We start from the raw sequence: 18,526 nt of genomic DNA, 5'->3' as shown, positions 1-18,526 counted from the left end.
TGATCTAGGTCACGGAAGCGGTGAGCTTGCCAAAACGGCGGATTTGGGCTGGTTATAATCCTGGCCTTTCATCGCAGTCCGCTGCGAGCCATCGTCCTGATCACGGTGACTGTCTATGCAAGCCCCCGAACGACTGAAGCAAGCTCCCGAACTACTTTCCCCTGCGGGCACCTTCAAGAACATGCGTTACGCCTTTGCCTATGGGGCCGATGCGGTCTACGCAGGGCAGCCACGCTATTCTCTCAGAGTGCGCAACAACGATTTTAAAATTGATAACTTACATCGTGGTATCGAGTATGCCCATGCCCGAGGCAAGCAGTTTTACGTTGCCTCCAACATTGCCCCTCACAACAGCAAACTGAAAACCTACCTTCAGGATATGGCGCCGGTGATCGAGGCAGGGCCCGATGCGCTGATTATGTCGGATCCCGGTTTGATTATGATGGTTCGTGACCGCTGGCCGGATCAACCTATCCACCTCTCAGTGCAATCGAACGTCGTCAACTGGGCTGCCGCCCAATTCTGGCAGCGGCAGGGTATCAGCCGCATCATTTTGTCTAGGGAGCTATCACTGGAAGAGATCGGCGAAATACGCGAACAGTGCCCAGGCTTAGAGATCGAAACCTTTGTTCACGGCGCACTGTGTATCGCCTATTCAGGGCGTTGCCTGCTGTCGGGTTATTTCAATCATCGCGACCCTAATCAAGGCACCTGCACCAACGCGTGTCGCTGGAAATACAACACCATAGCGGCAACCCACGATGACACGGGCGACTTAATAGCCGCCCAAGGAAGTGGTAGCGCTGCGGCCGGCAGCCCAGACGAGCTTTCGGCGCTGATTGAAGACGTTTCCCGCCCTGGCAAGCTGATGCCTGTGCATGAAGATGAACACGGCACCTACATCATGAACTCCAAGGATCTGCGCGCGGTGCAGCACGTGGCTCGACTGACGCAAATGGGCGTGGCGTCACTAAAGATTGAAGGACGCACCAAGTCCCATTACTACGTCGCGCGTACAGCGCAAGTTTATCGACAAGCCATTGATGACGCCGTCGCTGGGCGCCCCTTTAACAAACGGCTAATGGATGAACTTGAGAACCTGGCGAATAGAGGGTACACCGAAGGTTTCTATCAACGCCATGTGCACGGTGAGTTCCAAAGCTATGAGCAGGGGAACTCGATCGGCGTTCACCAACAGTTCGTCGGTGAAGTGTTGGGTTTCGATCCGGCTCGTGGCAGGTTGGAAGTCGAGGTTAAAAATCGCTTTGAAGTGGGGGATGGCATGGAGCTGATGCTGCCAGGTGGTAATCACCGCTTCGTGCTTGAGCATATCGAGAACTTGCGAGGTGAAGCGCAGAGCGCAGCACCTGGTTCTGGGCATCGCGTGCGAATCCCCGTTCCCAAGGTCAGCATTACCCCTGAACAGCTTGAGTTTGCGCTGTTAATGCGTGATCTCAAGCCTTCCAGAGCAGCACAACCTGAATCGTTAGGGGTAGCGATCAGCTAAACGCATAAACGTCCATCGCAAGCACACCGTGCTCTACGCTGTGGTGCAGCTGTTTTGCGTCGCCTCCTGCCCCCATGGCCACCAGCAATGGCTGAAAGTGTTCAGGGGTCGGGTGGTTCTCCTGCGCATAGGGTGCGCGCTCCCAGCTAAGCAGCGCTTCACGATCATTGGCGATAAGGCGCTCGCTTACCCAAGTGGCAAATTCATCAACCCAGGCGGGCACAGGGCTCTCCTGGGGCATGATTTCATACAGGTTATGGGTCAGGCTGCCCGAGCCGATCACCAAAATCCCCTCTTCCCGCAGAGCCGATAGGCGCTCGCCCAGCGTGGCCAGCTCCGCATTGCTCCAGCGCACCGGAAGCGACAGCGAGACAACCGGCACATTGGCGTCAGGAAACATCAGTGAAAGGGGCACCCAGGCGCCGTGATCCAGGCCGCGCTCTACCCGCTCTGCGCCCAGTAACACGGCCAGCCGTTCAGCCAGTTCCGGCTCACCCGGGGCAGGATACTGGCACTCGAAAAGCGCCTGTGGGAAGCCGCCAAAGTCGTGAATGGTTTCTGGCTTGGCGCTGATGCTGACCTTGAGCGCCAGGCTCTCCCAGTGCGCTGAGACCACTACCACCGCCTTGGGCGCAAGCTGCCTGCCCAGTTCACGTAGAAAGGCATGAGCCGGGGTTTTATTGAGGGCCAGCATGGGCGAACCATGGGAAATAAACAGGCTAGGTAACATGGGTGAGTCTCCTCAGCAGCATTGCCAGCGCTGGCGGTGAGGCAAGCGCTGGCGATAGGATTGGGTGTTAGGTGTTAGGTGTTAGGTGTTAGGTGTTAGGTGTTAGGTGTTAGGCGAAGCGGCGGCTTAACACCCAGGGGCCGCTGCCCAGGCCCGCTTGCACGATTAACGCCAGCGCCCAGAACACCGGGAATTCCCAACCGCCGCCGGCATTTGAAAACATCCAGCCGTTGCCAAGATGCACCCACGCAGCGCCAAGCAGCACTGGCACCAGCGCCAGGCTCACCCAGCGGGTATATACGCCAAGCAGCAAGGCGATGCCGCCGCCGACTTCGGCAGCAATGGTCAAGTAGGCCAGAAATCCAGGTAAACCCAGTGATTCAAAATAGCCGACGGTGCCCGGCAGGGTAAACACAAATACCTTGAGCAAACCGTGAGCGAGGGCCATTACTCCTAGTGCAATACGCAGTAGCGAGATGGCATGGGGCTGTAGAGAAGGAGTGGAGTGAGTAAGGGTTGTCATAAGAGTAGCTTCCATCGGGTGATTGATGACGCTACTTTACAGCCGGGCTAAGGTGAGATAATCAGCGTGTTATGCACATCACTGTTGCGTAATTGGCGACAATCCGATGTTGTGCTCCCAAACCGGTGGATCGCCCCACGCCTCGGTGAGCAGGTCAATAAAGCGCTCCACCTTGGCAGGCAGGTAGCGCCGGGCGGGGTAGAGCGCGTGAACATCGAGCCGCACCGTTGGCTCATGGGTCAAAATGGGCACTAAACGCCCGCTGGCGATACTCTCCGTGACCAGAAAGCTGGGCTGCTGAGCGATGCCTAAGCCTGCTTCTGCGGCGTGGGTGAGTACATCGCCGTTATTGCTTTCCAGCGGGCCACTGACCGTCAATGACTGTGTGGCAATCTGCCAGTCAGCGCTGTGCTGGCCGCTGCGATAGCGTAGGCAGTGGTGGTCGGCAAGGGCCTTAACGCTGCGGGGTTCACCGTGGATGGCAAGGTATTCAGGTGATGCGCAAAACAGCAGGCGGCAACGGGTTAGGCGGCGTGCCACTAAACTTGAATCAGGCAAGCTGCCGATACGAATGGCGACATCATACCCCTCTTCCAACAGATCAACGCGGCGGTCGTTCAGGTCCAATCGCACTTCAAGCGCTGGATGGGCCTGCATAAATTGGGCAACGAGAGGCGCCAGGTAGCGGGTGCCAAAACTCATTGGCCCATTCACGCGTAGCCGTCCACGCACGTCGCTGGTGCCTTGGCCTACTTCGGCGGCGGCTTCATCGAGCGCTTGCAGCACCCCTTGGGCGCGGGCTAAATAGCGCTCCCCGGCTTCCGTGAGATGCAGCCGTCGCGTAGTGCGTTGTATCAGTCGCGCACCCAGTGTCTCTTCCAGCGCCATGACCTGGCGGGATACGCGGGTGCGCGAAATATCCAGCGCTTCGGCAGCCCGGGTATAGCTACCCAGCTCGGCTACCCGCACAAAAGCGACGATGTGCTCTAACTGGTTCATGACGCCGAAACAGCTTGGAAAACCTGAAATGTCCGTGCTGCCTGGTAGGGGTCGGGTTGGCCACAAATGGCCGATATCACCGCTAAACCGTTCGCTCCCGCGCGCTGTACGCTAATCGCATGATCCGCTTTCAGCCCACCAATGGCCACGCTGGGCAGTGGGCACGCCTTGACCAGCGCCGCTAAACCACCAAAGCCGATGGGCTGGGCGTGATCCTGTTTGCTCTCGGTGGCAAACACGGGGCCAATCCCGACATAATCGAGTAGCTCAAACGGAGAGACTTGCAGCTGGGCGATAGTATTGATCGACAGGCCGATAATCGCTTGCTCACCTAGTACCCGACGCGCTTGCTGAACGGCAGCGTCGCTCTGACCGACATGCAGGCCATCTGCCTGGCTTTCTAGTGCCACCTGCAAACGATCGTTAATGATCAGCGGGACTCCGGTGCCTGCCAGAAGCGCTTTTAACCGTTTGGCTTGGGCAATCATCTGTTCATCGCTGGCATGCTTGTCACGCAACTGCACGGTGGTGACTCCGCCTTTTACCGCTGCCTCAACCGTTTGTTCCAAACCATGCTCTCGGCAGAGCGTGGCATCGGTGACCAAGTAGAGCGATAGATCAAGCGGCATGGATTGCCTCCAGTTGGGCATAAGTAGTGAGGTCGTCAGGGGTGAGTTGATACAGCGCATCCAGTAGCGCCACTTGAAAACTACCAGGCCCGTTGGCGTGGCTTCCCGCACGCTCCCCTGTGACCGCAAAGCAGGCCAGTGTGGCTACCGTTGCACCCAGTGGGGCATCGCGGTTGGCAGCCACAAAGCCTGCCACTAGCGCGCTCAGCCCACAGCCAAGCGTTGTTACGCGGGGCATCAAAGAGTGGCCACCGTTAATGCGGTAGTGCTGTGTGCCGTCCGTCACCCAGTCGCTTTCACCGGTCATCGCGACAATACAGCTGTGCTGCTGCGCTAATGCTATCGCGGCGTCCACGGCTTGGTCGGTGGCGGCTGTGGCGTCCACGCCGCGGCCTTGGCTGGCTAAACCGTTAAGGGCAAGAATTTCAGACGCATTGCCACGAATTACGCTGGGTTTAGCGGCTAGCAGCTTTGCGCACAACGTTTGGCGATAGCGCGTGGCGCCAACGGCCACGGGATCTAATACCCAGGGAATGGCATGCTGATCGGCAGTCGCTGTGGCGGTGAGCATAGCGTCAGCCCAGTGGGCAGAGATCGTGCCGATATTAATCGAAAGCCCCGCGGAGATAGCCGTGAATTCAGCCACTTCTTCAGGCGCATGCAGCATGGCGAGCGACGCGCCGGTGGCTAACAGCAGGTTGGCAGTGCTGTTCATGGCCACATAGTTGGTCATGCAGTGAACCAGCGGTGTCAATGAGCGCAGCGTCTCAAGGTAATCGCCAAGCGGGCGTAGGGTCATAGCATCCTCCCGGCAGGGAGGTGGTAAGCGTTACCACGACTCCCTACGCCGGTGTTATCCGGTTCAGGTTCAAAGGGTGCTTCTCAGCCCAACCGTAACGGAGGGCGCCCCTGTCGAGGGATTACTATCCTTGCCTGAAGTAGCCCTGTAAAGCCCCGGATGCGGACGATAGCAATCTAACGAAACGAAATACGCGTACCGTAGGTAAGCATTTCATCAGGTGTCATCGCTTTACCCTCGACCCCAATCATCTCGTCACCACACTGGTCGGCGAAGGTTAGCACGCCGTGGGTCAAGCCCAGTTGGCCCAGGGTATCGCGGATTTCGCCCGTGCCCAGAAAAGTACTGACGTGGCCCTTGTTATCGCTCAGCTCAGACACGCCGTTAGCATGGTGAAAACGCACTTTGTAGATTCCATCCATCGACTCGACTTCAACAATCGGCGAAAAACCGTTGTGAAGCGCATTGGAAAGCTGTTTTAGCGTCAGGTGGTCACCCAGCGTCATATCGATCGCACTCATGGAAAACTCCTGTGGACGCCTCAAAGGTGGGGCATCACTCATGTTGCGGGAACTGCTTTTTGTAAAGCTTATGAAGAATAAGTGTAGGGTTTTTGTTTAGTATTGCCAGTGCGCTTATCGGCACCTCGATACGACACTGCCTACGTGCTTGTAAGGGCTGTTATTATGGTCATAAAGCCCCCATGGTAAGCGGTACGTGAAGCTCAATGGATTCAATGATCAACATCAGCGATAGGAGAGCAAAATGAGTTTTCAAGGCGAGCAGCATCCCGGCGTCGTGGCTACGCCGCCCCAAACTCAAGGGTTTCGTTTAAACCACACCATGCTGCGGGTGAAAGACCCTGAGCAGGCATTGGCGTTCTACTCAAAAGTGTTTGGTATGCAGGTGATGCGGCGGCTGGATTTCGAAGAGATGCAGTTCTCGCTCTACTTCCTGGCCAACCTGGAACCCAGCGACAGCGTTCCGGACGATGCACAAGCGCGTACCGCCTGGACGTTTAGCCAGAAAGGGCTGCTGGAGCTGACCCACAACTGGGGGACTGAAGACCAGGAAGATTTCGCCTATCACGATGGCAATGCCGAACCCCAGGGCTTTGGGCATATCTGCTTCAACGTACCGGATTTGGCAGCGGCCCAGGCGTGGTTCGACGAGCATGACGTCACCTTCGTCAAACGCTCCGATCAGGGTAAGATGAAAGATGTTATCTTCGTTAAAGACCCGGATGGCTACTGGATCGAAGTGATTCAGGCAGACCTGATGGTGGGGAAGAGCGACTCTTGAGGCACGCCAATGGCTGAACTACTGTTCCGGCTGCGCCATGTGACCGACGAAGAGGCCATGGAGGTGCGTGACCTGCTCGCTGCCCATGGCTTTGATACCTATGAAACCCAGGCGGGCTTTTTCCGCCTGGGCGTTGACGCGATTTGGCTGCGCAATCCACATCAGCACGACGCTGCCATCGCGGCGTTAGAGGCCTACCAGGCGGAGCGCCTTGAGCGCGCCCAACGCGAGCATCAGGCGGCGGTTGAGCGGGGTGACGCGGAGACGCTGTGGCGTCGTTTGGCCGCTCACCCGGTGCAGGTCGTGTTAGTACTGCTAGCAGTGGGGCTTATTGCCGCCCTTACGCTGCTGCCGTTCCTGGGTATGTCGCGAAGCTAAGCGGCTGGCAGATGGCCGCGTTTGAGGTACATCATGACGCCATCATCACCGGCGGTAAGTGCCGGAGCAGAACCGCTGGGGTAGCGGCACCAGGTGCCTGCCGTGTAACTCTGTTCGCTATCGCTCAGTGTGCCTTCCAGAATCAAAAACTCCAGCCCGCCCAGCAGCGTGGGGTAGGTAATGGAGGTGCCCGCCGACCAGCGCTCCAGGCTGGTGCGCTCCTGCTTGTAGGTGTGCAGCATTTTATAGGCAATGCGCGGGCGTCGATCAGGCTGCCAGGGCAGCCGATGCGCTGGCACTGCCAACTGTAGCGTGTCGTTGGGGTCAAACTGGTGCAGTTTGACAAATATCAGCGCGCCTTCCTCGCCAATTTGCGGGGTATGGCCGGTGCCAATGGGGTTTCTTAAGTAGCTGCCCGCCGCGTAGCGCCCATGCTCATCGGCGAACACGCCTTCCAATACCAGAATCTCTTCGCCGCCGCCGTGGGTATGCCGCTCAAACTTTGTATTGGGGGCGTAGCGCACAAGGCTGGTAGCGCGAGCAACTTCATCACCAATCCGGTCAAACATCATGCGCTCTACCCCCGCGCTGGGGGAATCGACCCACTGATACTCTTCCGGGGTAACACAGGCAAAGTGGCTAAAATCGGCGTTTAGACGCATGGGAAAGGGCTCTTCGCAGTGAAGGTAAGTGACGGGGGAGGGTGCTAGTCTCCTTATCGACAGCAAAAAATGCAACTTTCGGTTGTTTGATCTTCGTTATATCGCCATAAAAAACACCCCAACCATTGGACGAATATCCAACGATTGGGGTGCAGTTCACGAAGGCGGCATCAGGTTGTCTGGCTGCTTGCTTAGGGCGCTTCAGTCAGTTTGGTAAGAATATGATGTGCAGCTTCGATGCGCGCCTGATTGGGGTAGTTGCGGTTAGCCAGCAGCACAATGCCGATTTGCTCGCTGGGTACAAAAGCCACGTAGCCGCCAAAGCCGTTGGTAGCGCCGGTTTTGTTATAGAGCGCTTCCTGCCTGGGGGCTAGCGGTGGGGTTAAGCGGTTGGCAGGGTTGGGCTGCAAAATCATCTCAAGCGAGTTGCCTGCCAGTAACTGATCGAGCGCCACCGGGTAGGCATAGCTTTCCCACCCCAGTCCTTGGGTCATATCGCCGACCTCAAAGTACCCCGTGCGCGTAGCGGCCAAGGCTTGGCTTAGTGGCTCATTAAGCTCAGCACCACTCATATTGGCTTCCACCAGCGTTAGTACGTCTGCGGCAGTCGATTTCAATCCGTAGGCTTGGGCATCCAGCATGCCTGGGTTCACCCGAATGGGTTCATCCTCTTTAGAGTAACCGTAGGCATAGTTCGCCTGCTGCGCTTCAGGCACCTGAAAGTAGCTATGCTCAAGCCCTAACGGGGGAAACAGCGCCTCCTCCATCGCCATCTCGAAGGGCTGACCAAGGCTTTGTGCGGCGAGATAACCGAACAGGCCCAGGCTCGGGTTGGAGTAGAGCCGATGGCTGCCAGGGGCGGATTCAGGCTGCCACTGGCGGTAGTAGTCGATCATCGTCTCTTCACTTTGGACCGACTCAGGGAACTGTAGCGGCAGCTCGCCCGCCGTGTAAGTGCCCAGTTCCAGCAGCGTGATCTCATCGAAGGCGCTGCCTTCAAGTTCAGTCAGGTAGTGGCTGGCCGGGTCGGAAAGCGAGAGGGCGCCGCTAGCCTGGGCATAGCCAGTGAGTGCAGCCGTGAAAATCTTGCTGATAGAGCCGAGTTCGAACAGCGTCTCATCAGTGACCGGAATCCCCGCTTCTTGATTAGCGAGGCCATAATTAAAGTAGTGCTGCTGGCCGTTAATGCTCAGCGCAATCGCCATGCCGGGGATACGGTGCTGGCCATCAAAGGCGCGATAGTATCGTTCACCAGGGCCTCAATATCGGCGCTTTCAGGCGTGCCGGAAGCCCATGCAGTGCCGTTGAGTAGAAGCGAACCTGTCATGATAAGGCCGCAGTTTGCTGCTAACATCTTACGCATACCAAAATCCTGTTGTGATTAATACCAAGAGAGGGCGGAGAGTTATTTCCAGACGCAAAGCCTGTGACAGGGGTTAACTTACGGCGCGCTGCGGCAATTCACAAACAGCGATATTTTGCATAAGCCATTAGAAAAATTTGGGGGTCAAGTTGGTGCGTCCCTACTTGCCGTTGAAGGCGCTGCGCGCGTTTGAGGCGTCGGCCAGGCATTTAAGCTTTACTCGCGCGGCAGAAGAGCTTCATGTGACCCAGGCGGCGGTAAGCCACCAGGTAAAGCTGCTCGAAACGCTGTTGAAGGTGCCGCTGTTCAAGCGTTTGCCCAGGGGGCTAATGCTTACCCAGGAGGGCGAGCTGCTGCTGCCGGTATTGAAGAGTTCATTCGACCAGATAGCCCACACGCTGGAGCGGGTGGGCGAGAGCAGCTATCGGGAGGTATTAAACGTCGGCGTGGTGGGGACTTTTGCCGTCGGCTGGTTGCTGCCGAGGCTGGGAGATTTTCAGCGCCAGTACCCTTACGTCGATTTACGGCTCTCCACCCATAACAACCGCGCGGATATTGCCGGCGAAGGGCTGGATTTTGCGATCCGCTTTGGCACAGGGGCCTGGCATGGCACCGCGGCGCAGCCGCTACTACCGGCGTCCCTCTCGGTAATGTGCATACCCGATATCGCCGCGCGGCTTAACACCCCAGCCGATGTGCTGGGGGAAACCTGGCTGCGCTCTTATCGCGCCGATGAATGGACAGAGTGGCTATTGGCGGCAGGGCTACCACGCAGCTTTCCGATGACCAACAGCATTGTGTTTGACTCTTCCATCGCCATGGTGGAAGCAGCCCTACAAGGGGCAGGCGTGGCGCTGGCGCCACCGCTGATGTTTCCCCGCCAACTAAACAGCGGCGCACTGGTACAGCCTTTCGACACCGTTGTCAGTCTGGGCGGTTACTGGCTGACTCGCCTGCAGACACGCCCCGAAACCCACGCCATGGCGTCCTTCCGGGAATGGCTGCTCACGGCCATTAATGCCTGAGCAGCACTATTGACGTTAACTGCTTAGTGGCTGTGACCATGATCATCGTGGTCGTGGTCGTGGTCGTGGTCGTGGTCGTGGTCGTGGTCGTTATGACCCGGTTGGGCCAACGCGTCGTGCAGCACATGGGCATTGTGGCGCATCATACCCAGATAAGTGCTCGCTTCACCCTCTGCTGCCAGCGCATCGGCGTAGAGGGTGCCCGCAATGGGCAGGCCGGTCTCTTCGGCGAGCTGGGTGATGATCGATTGGTTGGTCATGTTCTCGTGGAACAGCGCCTTCACGTTCTCCTGCTCAATCACATCCACTAGCGCCGCCATGCTGGCGCCACTGGGGTCGGCTTCCGTGGAAAGCCCTACCGGAGAGAGGAAGGTCACCCCGTAGGCGCTTGAGAAGTAGCCAAAGGAGTCGTGGCCGGTAATCACGCTGGTGGAGGCCGGGATCTCGTCAATCAGCGCACGAATCTCGTCGTCTACTTCGGCCATTTCCTGTAAATACTGCTCCGCATTGGTGCGGTAGGCATCAGCGTTATCGGCGTCGGCGGCGATTAAGCCATCGCGGATATTGGCGATATACACCTCGGCTTGATGCATATCCTGCCAAGCGTGAGGGTCTCGATTGCCATGGTCATGCCCCGCGTGCTCATCGGCATGCTCTTCGTGGTCATGGTCGTCGTGCCCATGGTCGTGCTCGTCATGATCATCATGGCCGTGCTCTTCATGTGCAGCGAAAGAGAGCGGTTCAATACCATCGGTCGCGGTGACCATCGGCCCGTTGTAGTCGCTGGCGCTAATCAGGCGCTCCATCCAGCCCTCAAACAGCAGGCCGTTGAAAACGACTAAATCGGCATTGGCCAGGGAGCGTGCATCGCCGGGGCTGGGGGAGTAAACGTGGGCATCGCCATCGGCAGCCACCAGCGGGGTCACCTCGACATGCTCGCCGCCTACGTTTTCGACCATATCCGCCAGGATAGAGAAACTGGTCACCACCTGCACGCGCTCATTAGCCATGGCAGCAGGCAGAGCCAGCAGCGCGGAAACACCGACTAACCAGCGCGAAGGCCGAGATGATAAATAGGCAAGCGACATACAACACTCCTTACGATAAGCATGAAGACTGATAATTAAGCCCCTTGCTCCACTTCAAGCGGCGTTGTTTTACGCCGCAGCTTGGCTGCCAAGCTGTGGTAGCGACCAAACAGGGCCGAAAAGAGATAACCGAACCCCGCCAGCAGAATAATGCTCGGGCCAGAGGGGATATCCAGATGAAAAGAGAACAGCAGGCCACCGGTGCTCGCTACCATGGCCAGCACAATCGCGATGCCGATCAAGCCCTCCAGGCGTTTGCTCCAAAAGCGCGCCGAGGTGGCGGGCAGCATCATCAGTCCCACCGCCATTAGCGTACCCAGGGTTTGAAAGCCGGCGGTTAGGTTCAGCACCAGCAGGCCCAGGAAAACGCTGTGTACCCAACCGCTGCGGCGGCTTTGGCCACGTAAAAACAGCGGGTCCAAACACTCCACTACCAGGGCGCGAAACACCACTGCCAGGGTCAGCACAATCAGCGTACTGATACCCGCGATTAGCAACAGCGCGGTGGAGTTGATCGCCAGAATCGAGCCGAACAGCACATGGGTAAGGTCAACGCTGCTACCGCCCAGCGAAATCAGCATCACGCCTGCGGCCAGCGAGATAATAAAAAAGCTCGCCATGGCGGCATCTTCGCGCTGGCCGCCCATTTTCGAGACCGCCCCCGCCAGCAGCGCCACCATTAACCCAAACAACACCCCGCCAATACTCATAATCGGCAGCGAAAAACCTGCCAGCAGGAACCCCAGCGCGACGCCGGGCAGAATCGCGTGGGCCATGGCATCGCCAATCAGGCTCATGCCGCGCAGCACCAAAAACACTCCCAGCGGCGGTGCAGCCAACGAAAGCGCCAAACCACCCACCACCGCGCGGCGCATAAAGCCGTAATCGAACGGGCTGACAAACCACGCATTAAGCAGATCCAGCATGGCGTCCTCCCATGGTAAACGGCACTACCTGAGCGGGTGCGTGTTGATGCGTCAGCGCACTGGGCGCCACCCAACGGCCATGGCCGCCGTTTAGCATCAGTACTTCATCGGCCAGGCGGCGCAGGTGATCCATATCGTGCAGCACGACAATGATCGTCGCGCCGTCGTCCGCCATTTGGCGCAGGATGCGGATCAAAATATCCACGGTTTCGCTATCCACGTTGGCAAATGGCTCATCGAGCAGCAGTAGCTCGGCTTCCTGCATCAGCGTACGGCCAATCAGTGCACGCTGGCGCTGGCCTCCGGAAAGTTCGCCCAGCGGGCGGTGGGCCAAGTGCGAAATACCCAGCCGCGCCATAATCTCGCGGCCTTTACGGTAGTGCCCCGCACAGTAGCCGGTTAACGCGCCGTGGCTGGGCCAACTGCCGGTCATGACTAACTCTTCCACGCTCATCGGGAAGGTGAGATCCAGCGCCAACTGCTGTGGCAGCCACGCCCGGCGCTCTTTCGCGACGGTGCAGACCACCTCGCCGCTAATAGGCCGAAGTTCACCCATAATGGCCTGAATCAGCGTGCTTTTACCGGCGCCGTTAGCGCCGATCAGCGCGGTAATCGCACCCGGCTTAAAGTCGCCCTCGATATGTTCCAGCACCGTGCGGCGTGCCTGGGCCAAGTGCAGGTTGTGCAGCTGTAAGCGTGACAAAGAGCGCTGATTCATCCTAACCACCCGCTAGCCCAAACCACCAAGCCCCACAACGCCAATAGCGGCACGGCAACAAACAGCAGCCGTTTAACAGCCGATAGCGACATCAAGGAGAAGTGACAAGGGCCCTCCTTGTTATGGCGGTGCGTATGCTCACTCATCAAGCGGCCTCGTATAATTTCAAATAGGTTATAACATAACGTTTGGCAAAGCCAAAAAATTGCTGAGTATTTTACTCGTTCACGCCGCGCTAGCAACGATAAAGCGCTAGCGGAAAACCGTCGCCAGCGCTTTAAAGGAATAACCGTAGGGTGTATCAATAGCGCCAGGTAGCACCCAACTGCTGCGGCGCTACATGCAGCGCGTATTCACCGGGGATAGTGATCGGCCCCAGCGAGAGATTGGCGGGTTGGAAGCGATTAATCGCAGAAGACGCCTGATTCGGCTGTGTCCAAATTTGTAGCTCATTGACCAGCATGCCGGTAGCAAAGTTGATAGCACCATCACTTTTTCTGCCATCGGCGGCAATCACTGCACCCGCCACGCCATTCACCACTAGCGAACTTATCTGGGCACCCCAGCCGCGCCGCTCACGCTCTGCCTGGGCGAGCTGCAAGCCTAGCGCCTGTACGCCGCTTAAATCGCCACTGGCTTTCAAACGCTCATATTCGGCCAGTGCCTCGGGGTGCGGCTGGCGGTCGGTCAGCATACCACCCAAGGCCAGCGCTGATTTCACCACACCCACCCGTGCATCAAAGCGGTCATCCGGATCGCTCGCCTCGCTGGATTGGTAAGCGTTTACCGCCAGGCTGGTGGCGTAAATGCCCGTCCAACCCCACTGCCAAATATTAGCGTGGCGTGCGCCGTCCTCAAACACATCATCGTACTCACTCCACTGTCCCTCGGTTTGAGCCTGGACGTGTAAAGAGACAGGCAGAGTGATCACCAAGGTGGTAACCAGCGCGGCAAAAAGACGAAAAGCATGCATGGTGAAGTGCCTATATAGGGGGAGCAGTCGCGCTAAGCGTAGCACGCAAAACAAATGAGACGTGGGGGGATTCAGGGGTGGCGAAGTATGACTAAGGTCAATGGTGCTGCGGGGTGAAGGATGGTTAGATGGGGGAAGACGATAATCAGGAGCACCGCATGGATGACTTTTCGCCCAGTGACCTAAAAACCATTCTTCATTCCAAGCGTGCCAACCTCTATTACCTGCAGCATTGTCGGGTGTTGGTGAACGGTGGCCGAGTGGAGTATGTCACCGATGAGGGCAGTAAATCCCGATACTGGAATATTCCCATTGCCAACACCACCTCGATACTGTTGGGTACTGGCACCTCGATTACCCAAGCGGCTATGCGCGAATTGGCGAAAGCTGGGGTGCTGGTGGGGTTTTGTGGTGGGGGCGGTACGCCGTTATTTGCTGCCAATGAGGTTGATGTGGATGTCGCCTGGCTGACCCCGCAAAGCGAATACCGGCCCACGGAGTACCTGCAATACTGGGTGCGCTTTTGGTTCGATGATGTAAAGCGCCTGGATGCCGCCCGGGCGTTTCAGCAGGCGCGACTTGCCCGTATCGAAGCGCTGTGGACCAGCCGCGTGATGAAAGACGCAGGCTTTAGTATTTCCACCGATCACCTGCATAGCGCGCTCAACCACCACCGCGAAGCGATCAGCAAGGCACCCAGCACCATCGACCTGCTGACCCTAGAAGCACGTTTAACCAAAACGCTGTTCAAACTGGCGGTGAATGCCGTTGATTACGGTGGCTTCACCCGCGCCAAGCGCGGTACCGGCACCGACCCTGCCAACCGCTTTCTCGATCACGGCAACTATCTTGCCTATGGTCTGGCGGCGACCGCCACTTGGGTGTTGGGAATACCCCATGGGCTTGCGGTGCTCCACGGTAAAACCCGCCGGGGCGGGCTAGTCTTCGACGTGGCGGACTTGGTCAAAGACGCAGTGATTCTGCCCCAAGCGTTTATATCCGCCATGCGCGGCGATGAAGAGCAGGAGTTTCGCCAAGCCTGCATCGAGCGCTTAACCCGCACCGAATCCCTCGATTTTATGATTGATACCCTCAAGGACGTCGCCCAAGCGCTGGGGAGTGGCGAAGCATGAACGTGCTGCTGATTTCCCAGTGCAACAAAAACGCCCTGAAAGAGACGCGTCGCATCCTCGACCAGTTTGCCGAACGCCGGGGCGATCGCACTTGGCAAACACCCATCACCCAGGCCGGGTTGGATACGCTGCGCAAATTGCTGCGTAAGAAAGCGCGTAAGAACACCGCCGTTGCCTGCCATTGGATTCGTGGCCACGACCATAGCGAATTGATGTGGGTGGTGGGGGATGCGTCGCGGTTTAATATGCGCGGTGCCACCCCTACTAATACCACGCGGCGTAATATCCTGCGTGCCGAGGATGAAAACGATTGGCATACAGCCGAGGATATTCGTCTGCTAGCACAGTTGGCTGCGTTACTGCATGACTTGGGCAAGGCGAGTGAGGCCTTCCAAAAACGCTTGGTAGGAAAGCTCGAAGGACGCAATCTATACCGCCATGAATGGGTCTCGCTACGCTTGTTTGTAGCCTTCGTCGGTAGTGACGACGACAAAGGTTGGTTGCAGCGGCTAGCAGATCGAAAAGGTTTCGATGAGAGGGAATGGATCGCTCCTGGACGTTATCAATGCGATGGGCTAGATGCTGAAAACAAGTATCCTTTCCGTGGCCTGCCTCCGCTGGCTGCCGCCGTTGCTTGGTTGATTGTTAGCCACCACAGGTTGCCGGTAGTACCAGTCTATAGTGATGATGGGGCTCAAGAGTGGCTTGGAAAGCGCTCGCTCAGTTACAACCCGCTTTGGTTGGAAGAGCCTCTTTCACTGGTTTCTCACGATTGGAATGAAACCCGACAACCTGCTGAACGTGCCCAGGTGGAACATTACTGGCGCTTCGCCGGCCCGCTACCGCTAAATGGAACAAGATGGCAGGAGATGGCCGCGCGGTTAGCCAAACATCTTTTGGCATTGAAGCAGCGGCGCAATGATGAGTGGCTTGGTAACTCATATGTTATGCATCTGGCCCGGCTCAGCGTCATGCTGGCTGATCACTATTATTCAGGGCTGGGCTTTGACAAAAACGATAAGCCTGTTGAGGAGCGTAAGCGGTTCTTGAATTCCGAGACATCGTTGATGGCCAACACTGCACGAAACCAGAATGACTTTACCGTACTGAATCAATCGTTGAGCGAGCACTTGCTTGGCGTGACGCACACGGCAGGTTTGATGGCCAAGGCTCTGCCTGGTTTCGAGCGCTACTTACCAAGACTGGCCAACCACCGCGGCCTGCGTAAGCGCAGCAAGATTGACCGCTTCAAATGGCAGGACAAAGCTGCTGATGCCGCTACGGCATTACGCGAGTTGGCACGTGAACATGGCGCCTTCATCGTCAACATGGCTTCCACTGGTTGTGGCAAGACTCTCGCCAATGCTCGCATCCTTTACGCATTGGCTGACCCTCAGCAAGGCATGCGTGCTACCTATGCTCTCGGTCTGCGTACCCTAACTCTTCAAACAGGTCGTAGTTATCATACAGATCTTCATCTCGGTGATGACGAATTAGCTGTTCAGGTTGGTGGTTCAGCCAGTCGTAGTTTGTTCGAGTTTTACGAGGAGCAGGCGGAAGCGAATGGCTCGGCATCGGTGCAGAACCTGATAGAGGAAGACAGCTATGTTCTCTATGAGGGCGTTGTAGCTGATCATCCAATGCTGTCGCGTGCAATGCGCGATAGCCACATCCGTAAACTACTGTCTGCTCCGATGTTGGTCTGTACCGTGGACCACATGGTACCCGCTACCGAATCGTTGCGTGCCGGTCGACAGATTGCACCCATGTTGCGTCTGATGAGTAGCGATCTGATTCTGGACGAGTTAGATGACTACGACCTCAACGACCTACCAGCACTCACTAGATTGGTGCACTGGGCTGGCATGCTGGGCTCCCGGGTAGTGCTTTCTTCTGCGACTCTGCCACCTTCGCTGGTGACGGGCATGTATCAGGCCTATCGAACCGGACGTCAACAATACCAAAGGAACCGAGGCCGCGATGGCGGCCGTACCGACGCAACTGTGGAAGTGCCTTGCCTGTGGGCCGATGAGTTTGGTGTGCATACGGCCTCTTGCTTCAACGGCCGTGAGTTCCTTAATGAGCACGATAGGTTCATCGGTAAACGCGCCATACAATTGACAAATGCAGAAAAGAAAAGTGGTCCGTTGCGGCGCGGCGCAATCCTTCCATTGAATATTGCCGCCAATCTTCCAGACGAAAAGGTACACGCAGAGTTCGCTCGGCAGGTGCGGGATGCTTGTCTGCGGCTGCATCACGACCACTATGAAACTGACCCCGTTAGTGGTAAGCAAGTCAGCTTTGGCTTAGTACGTATGGCCAACATCGAGCCGTTGTTCGATGTTGCGCAAACCCTGTTCGCCCTCAGTGCGCCCGATGATACCCGTATTCATCTGTGTGTTTACCATGCTCGCTTTCCACTGGTACAGCGCTCGGCTATCGAATATCAACTCGATACCGCTTTCAATCGGCGTGGCAAGGAAGGCCAAGCGATATACGAGTTGCCCAGTATTCGCAATACATTGGATGTTTATCCCGAAAAACATCATTTATTCATTGTGATAGCGAGTCCTGTATGTGAAGTCGGTCGGGATTGGGATGCAGATTGGGCCGTTGCTGAGCCTTCATCAATGCGCTCTTTAATTCAGTTGGCGGGGCGCGTGCAGCGACATCGTGGTAAGTGTGGCAATAAACCCAATATGCTGATCTTCGACACCAACTTAAAACATTTCAAGAAAGGCTCTCGCGATGGTTTGGCGTATATCCGGCCAGGTTTCGAAAAACAGGGAAATCAACAAAGCACCCGCCGTTTTCAGTTGGCTACCCATCGGTTAAGTGAACTATTGACGGAGGAGGAGTACGGGGCAATCAATGCGTTGCCGCGTGTATCCCCTCGCCCAGCAGTGGCTTGGCAGTCTAACCGCAGCTTGGTCGATCTCGAACAGGCTAGAACGGCCACCAGTATGCTGCCACCTGCCCGGAAGCCCGGCTCCGAAGCGCCCCCTTTGGAGCTGGAGGCAGCCTTCGCTACTTGGAAATACCCAAGCGCGGCCCTGACAGGCGTACTTCCTCAGCAACAGCCCTTTCGTGACGACCCTTCCCAAACCACCACGTTGGCCTTCCTACCGGATGACGAAGAAGAGACGTTGAAGCTGCATCGCATCGAAGATGACAAGGCTCGACGAGGGCAGAAGCTCTACCCGCTCGTCGAAGGCAACCAGCGTCATGAGGTGGTGCTTAAACTCGGTGAGCGTATTAATCCGTGGGGTGAGTTTGACTTGATGGAGCTGCTGGCTGAGCAAGCCAGTTATCTCGATTTGCCACTGTGCGATTGCGCTAAACGCATGGCAACAGTGGAAGTGCCTGTCAACGATGAAGGGTGGCGGTATCACCCTCAACTGGGCTTTGGGAAAAAACGGTAAAGGGGCCTTTCGGCCCCAGGCTGCCTGTGCGGCAGATCAGATTACAGCGGGTCATACAGTTTTCTGAGCTGCTTGTACAGCATGACATCTCGATCTGGATTTAAGCAGATCATACAATAGATAACAAGTGGTCATACAGTGGCGTTGACAAGATGTAGAGGTGGTGCCAAGCTTAAGAAAGCCCAGGGTATCGCGTCAACGATCCCTGGGCGTAACAGCAAGTCGATTGAGCCCGGCTCCTACCCTACGCAAGCAGAGCAAAGGAGGAAGTATGTTTTACCAACACATGACCAGAAACGCCGAATAAAAGTCTTAGCCTTTTATCAACGCCTCTACGGCGCCTTGCTGC

At 56.9% G+C, this 18,526-nt stretch carries 18 protein-coding genes, 1 pseudogene and 1 riboswitch; of the genes and pseudogenes, 6 read left to right on the top strand and 13 right to left on the bottom strand.

Translation table 11 applies throughout. The annotated features are described in order from the left end of the window. Positions 1–115: 115 nt before the first annotated feature. Positions 116–1,507, top strand: a complete 1,392-nt coding sequence (trhP, locus tag AC4EYZ_RS10570) for a prephenate-dependent tRNA uridine(34) hydroxylase TrhP (RefSeq protein WP_474192394.1) — start codon at positions 116–118, stop codon at positions 1,505–1,507. Here trhP and AC4EYZ_RS10565 read toward each other — a convergent pair. The 6 genes from AC4EYZ_RS10565 to AC4EYZ_RS10540 all read right to left on the bottom strand — a co-directional run bounded on the left by AC4EYZ_RS10565 (position 1,500) and on the right by AC4EYZ_RS10540 (position 5,708). Further along, a complete protein-coding gene (locus AC4EYZ_RS10565) occupies positions 1,500–2,237 on the bottom strand; it encodes a DODA-type extradiol aromatic ring-opening family dioxygenase (protein WP_022520859.1) in 738 nt (245 codons plus the stop codon). The genes trhP and AC4EYZ_RS10565 overlap by 8 nt on opposite strands. A gap of 109 nt (positions 2,238–2,346) precedes the next feature. Then, positions 2,347–2,775: a DoxX family protein gene (locus AC4EYZ_RS10560; RefSeq protein WP_144813877.1), complete on the bottom strand. Its 429-nt coding sequence runs from the start codon at positions 2,773–2,775 to the stop codon at positions 2,347–2,349. A 63-nt stretch (positions 2,776–2,838) separates the two neighbouring features. Beyond that, complete coding sequence (locus AC4EYZ_RS10555) at positions 2,839–3,759, bottom strand: LysR family transcriptional regulator (protein ID WP_144813881.1); 921 nt, start codon at positions 3,757–3,759, stop codon at positions 2,839–2,841. Beyond that, entirely contained in the window at positions 3,756–4,388 is a 633-nt protein-coding gene (gene thiE / locus AC4EYZ_RS10550; protein ID WP_490204260.1) for a thiamine phosphate synthase, read from the bottom strand. Before thiE ends, AC4EYZ_RS10555 begins: the two co-directional genes overlap by 4 nt. Continuing rightward, positions 4,378–5,187 carry a hydroxyethylthiazole kinase gene (thiM, locus tag AC4EYZ_RS10545; RefSeq protein WP_474192735.1) on the bottom strand — a complete coding sequence of 270 codons (810 nt, stop codon included), beginning with the start codon at positions 5,185–5,187 and terminating at the stop codon, positions 4,378–4,380. The genes thiE and thiM overlap by 11 nt, the downstream gene beginning before the upstream one ends. 23 nt (positions 5,188–5,210) lie before the next feature. Then, positions 5,211–5,309: riboswitch (TPP riboswitch) on the bottom strand. 54 nt (positions 5,310–5,363) lie between these two features. Continuing rightward, positions 5,364–5,708: a hypothetical protein gene (locus tag AC4EYZ_RS10540; protein WP_022520854.1), complete on the bottom strand. Its 345-nt coding sequence runs from the start codon at positions 5,706–5,708 to the stop codon at positions 5,364–5,366. Positions 5,709–5,952: 244 nt separating this feature from the next. Between AC4EYZ_RS10540 and gloA the strand changes: the two genes are divergently transcribed. Together gloA and AC4EYZ_RS10530 are read left to right on the top strand one after the other, a co-directional pair. Continuing rightward, positions 5,953–6,489 (top strand): lactoylglutathione lyase, encoded by a 537-nt coding sequence (gloA, locus tag AC4EYZ_RS10535; RefSeq protein ID WP_009288132.1) that lies wholly within the window; start codon positions 5,953–5,955, stop codon positions 6,487–6,489. 9 nt (positions 6,490–6,498) lie between these two features. After that, positions 6,499–6,867 (top strand): DUF6164 family protein, encoded by a 369-nt coding sequence (locus AC4EYZ_RS10530; RefSeq protein WP_022520853.1) that lies wholly within the window; start codon positions 6,499–6,501, stop codon positions 6,865–6,867. On the opposite strand, the gene AC4EYZ_RS10525 is transcribed toward AC4EYZ_RS10530, so the two are convergent. Beyond that, positions 6,864–7,529 (bottom strand): cupin domain-containing protein, encoded by a 666-nt coding sequence (locus AC4EYZ_RS10525; protein ID WP_022520852.1) that lies wholly within the window; start codon positions 7,527–7,529, stop codon positions 6,864–6,866. The two genes, AC4EYZ_RS10530 and AC4EYZ_RS10525, sit on opposite strands and share 4 nt — an antisense overlap. Before the next feature lie 191 nt (positions 7,530–7,720). Beyond that, positions 7,721–8,883 (bottom strand): annotated as a pseudogene (gene ampC / locus AC4EYZ_RS10520) (class C beta-lactamase). A gap of 161 nt (positions 8,884–9,044) precedes the next feature. On the opposite strand from ampC, the gene AC4EYZ_RS10515 reads away from it, so the two are divergent. Then, on the top strand, positions 9,045–9,917 hold the full coding sequence (locus AC4EYZ_RS10515) for a LysR family transcriptional regulator (RefSeq protein WP_474192736.1): 873 nt from the start codon (positions 9,045–9,047) through the stop codon (positions 9,915–9,917). 23 nt (positions 9,918–9,940) lie between these two features. Here the strand turns inward: AC4EYZ_RS10515 and AC4EYZ_RS10510 are convergent, their stop codons facing one another. From AC4EYZ_RS10510 to AC4EYZ_RS10490, 5 genes are all read right to left on the bottom strand, one after another. Next, a complete protein-coding gene (locus AC4EYZ_RS10510) occupies positions 9,941–11,005 on the bottom strand; it encodes a metal ABC transporter solute-binding protein, Zn/Mn family (RefSeq protein ID WP_490204259.1) in 1,065 nt (354 codons plus the stop codon). 35 nt (positions 11,006–11,040) lie between these two features. Further along, positions 11,041–11,931, bottom strand: coding sequence for a metal ABC transporter permease (locus tag AC4EYZ_RS10505; RefSeq protein WP_490204258.1), 891 nt, complete (start codon positions 11,929–11,931; stop codon positions 11,041–11,043). Continuing rightward, positions 11,915–12,649 carry a metal ABC transporter ATP-binding protein gene (locus AC4EYZ_RS10500; protein WP_474192095.1) on the bottom strand — a complete coding sequence of 245 codons (735 nt, stop codon included), beginning with the start codon at positions 12,647–12,649 and terminating at the stop codon, positions 11,915–11,917. The genes AC4EYZ_RS10505 and AC4EYZ_RS10500 overlap by 17 nt, the downstream gene beginning before the upstream one ends. Further along, the gene (locus tag AC4EYZ_RS10495; protein WP_162836274.1) at positions 12,646–12,795 is read right to left on the bottom strand and encodes a hypothetical protein; all 150 of its coding nucleotides are present in this window, start codon (positions 12,793–12,795) and stop codon (positions 12,646–12,648) included. Before AC4EYZ_RS10495 ends, AC4EYZ_RS10500 begins: the two co-directional genes overlap by 4 nt. Positions 12,796–12,950: 155 nt before the next feature. Next, positions 12,951–13,622: a hypothetical protein gene (locus AC4EYZ_RS10490; RefSeq protein ID WP_474192096.1), complete on the bottom strand. Its 672-nt coding sequence runs from the start codon at positions 13,620–13,622 to the stop codon at positions 12,951–12,953. 128 nt (positions 13,623–13,750) lie between these two features. Here AC4EYZ_RS10490 and cas1f point away from each other — a divergent pair, with 128 nt between their 5' ends. Both cas1f and cas3f read left to right on the top strand, forming a co-directional pair. Further along, positions 13,751–14,755 carry a type I-F CRISPR-associated endonuclease Cas1f gene (gene cas1f / locus AC4EYZ_RS10485; protein ID WP_474192097.1) on the top strand — a complete coding sequence of 335 codons (1,005 nt, stop codon included), beginning with the start codon at positions 13,751–13,753 and terminating at the stop codon, positions 14,753–14,755. Continuing rightward, positions 14,752–18,177, top strand: coding sequence for a type I-F CRISPR-associated helicase Cas3f (gene cas3f / locus AC4EYZ_RS10480; protein WP_474192098.1), 3,426 nt, complete (start codon positions 14,752–14,754; stop codon positions 18,175–18,177). Before cas1f ends, cas3f begins: the two co-directional genes overlap by 4 nt. The last annotated feature ends 349 nt before the right edge of the window (positions 18,178–18,526 follow it).

It is taken from the genome of Vreelandella sp. 162(4c) (genome assembly GCF_058152265.1).
Note: the sequence above shows the minus strand (reverse complement) of the source record. Positions and strands in the feature narration are given on the sequence as shown.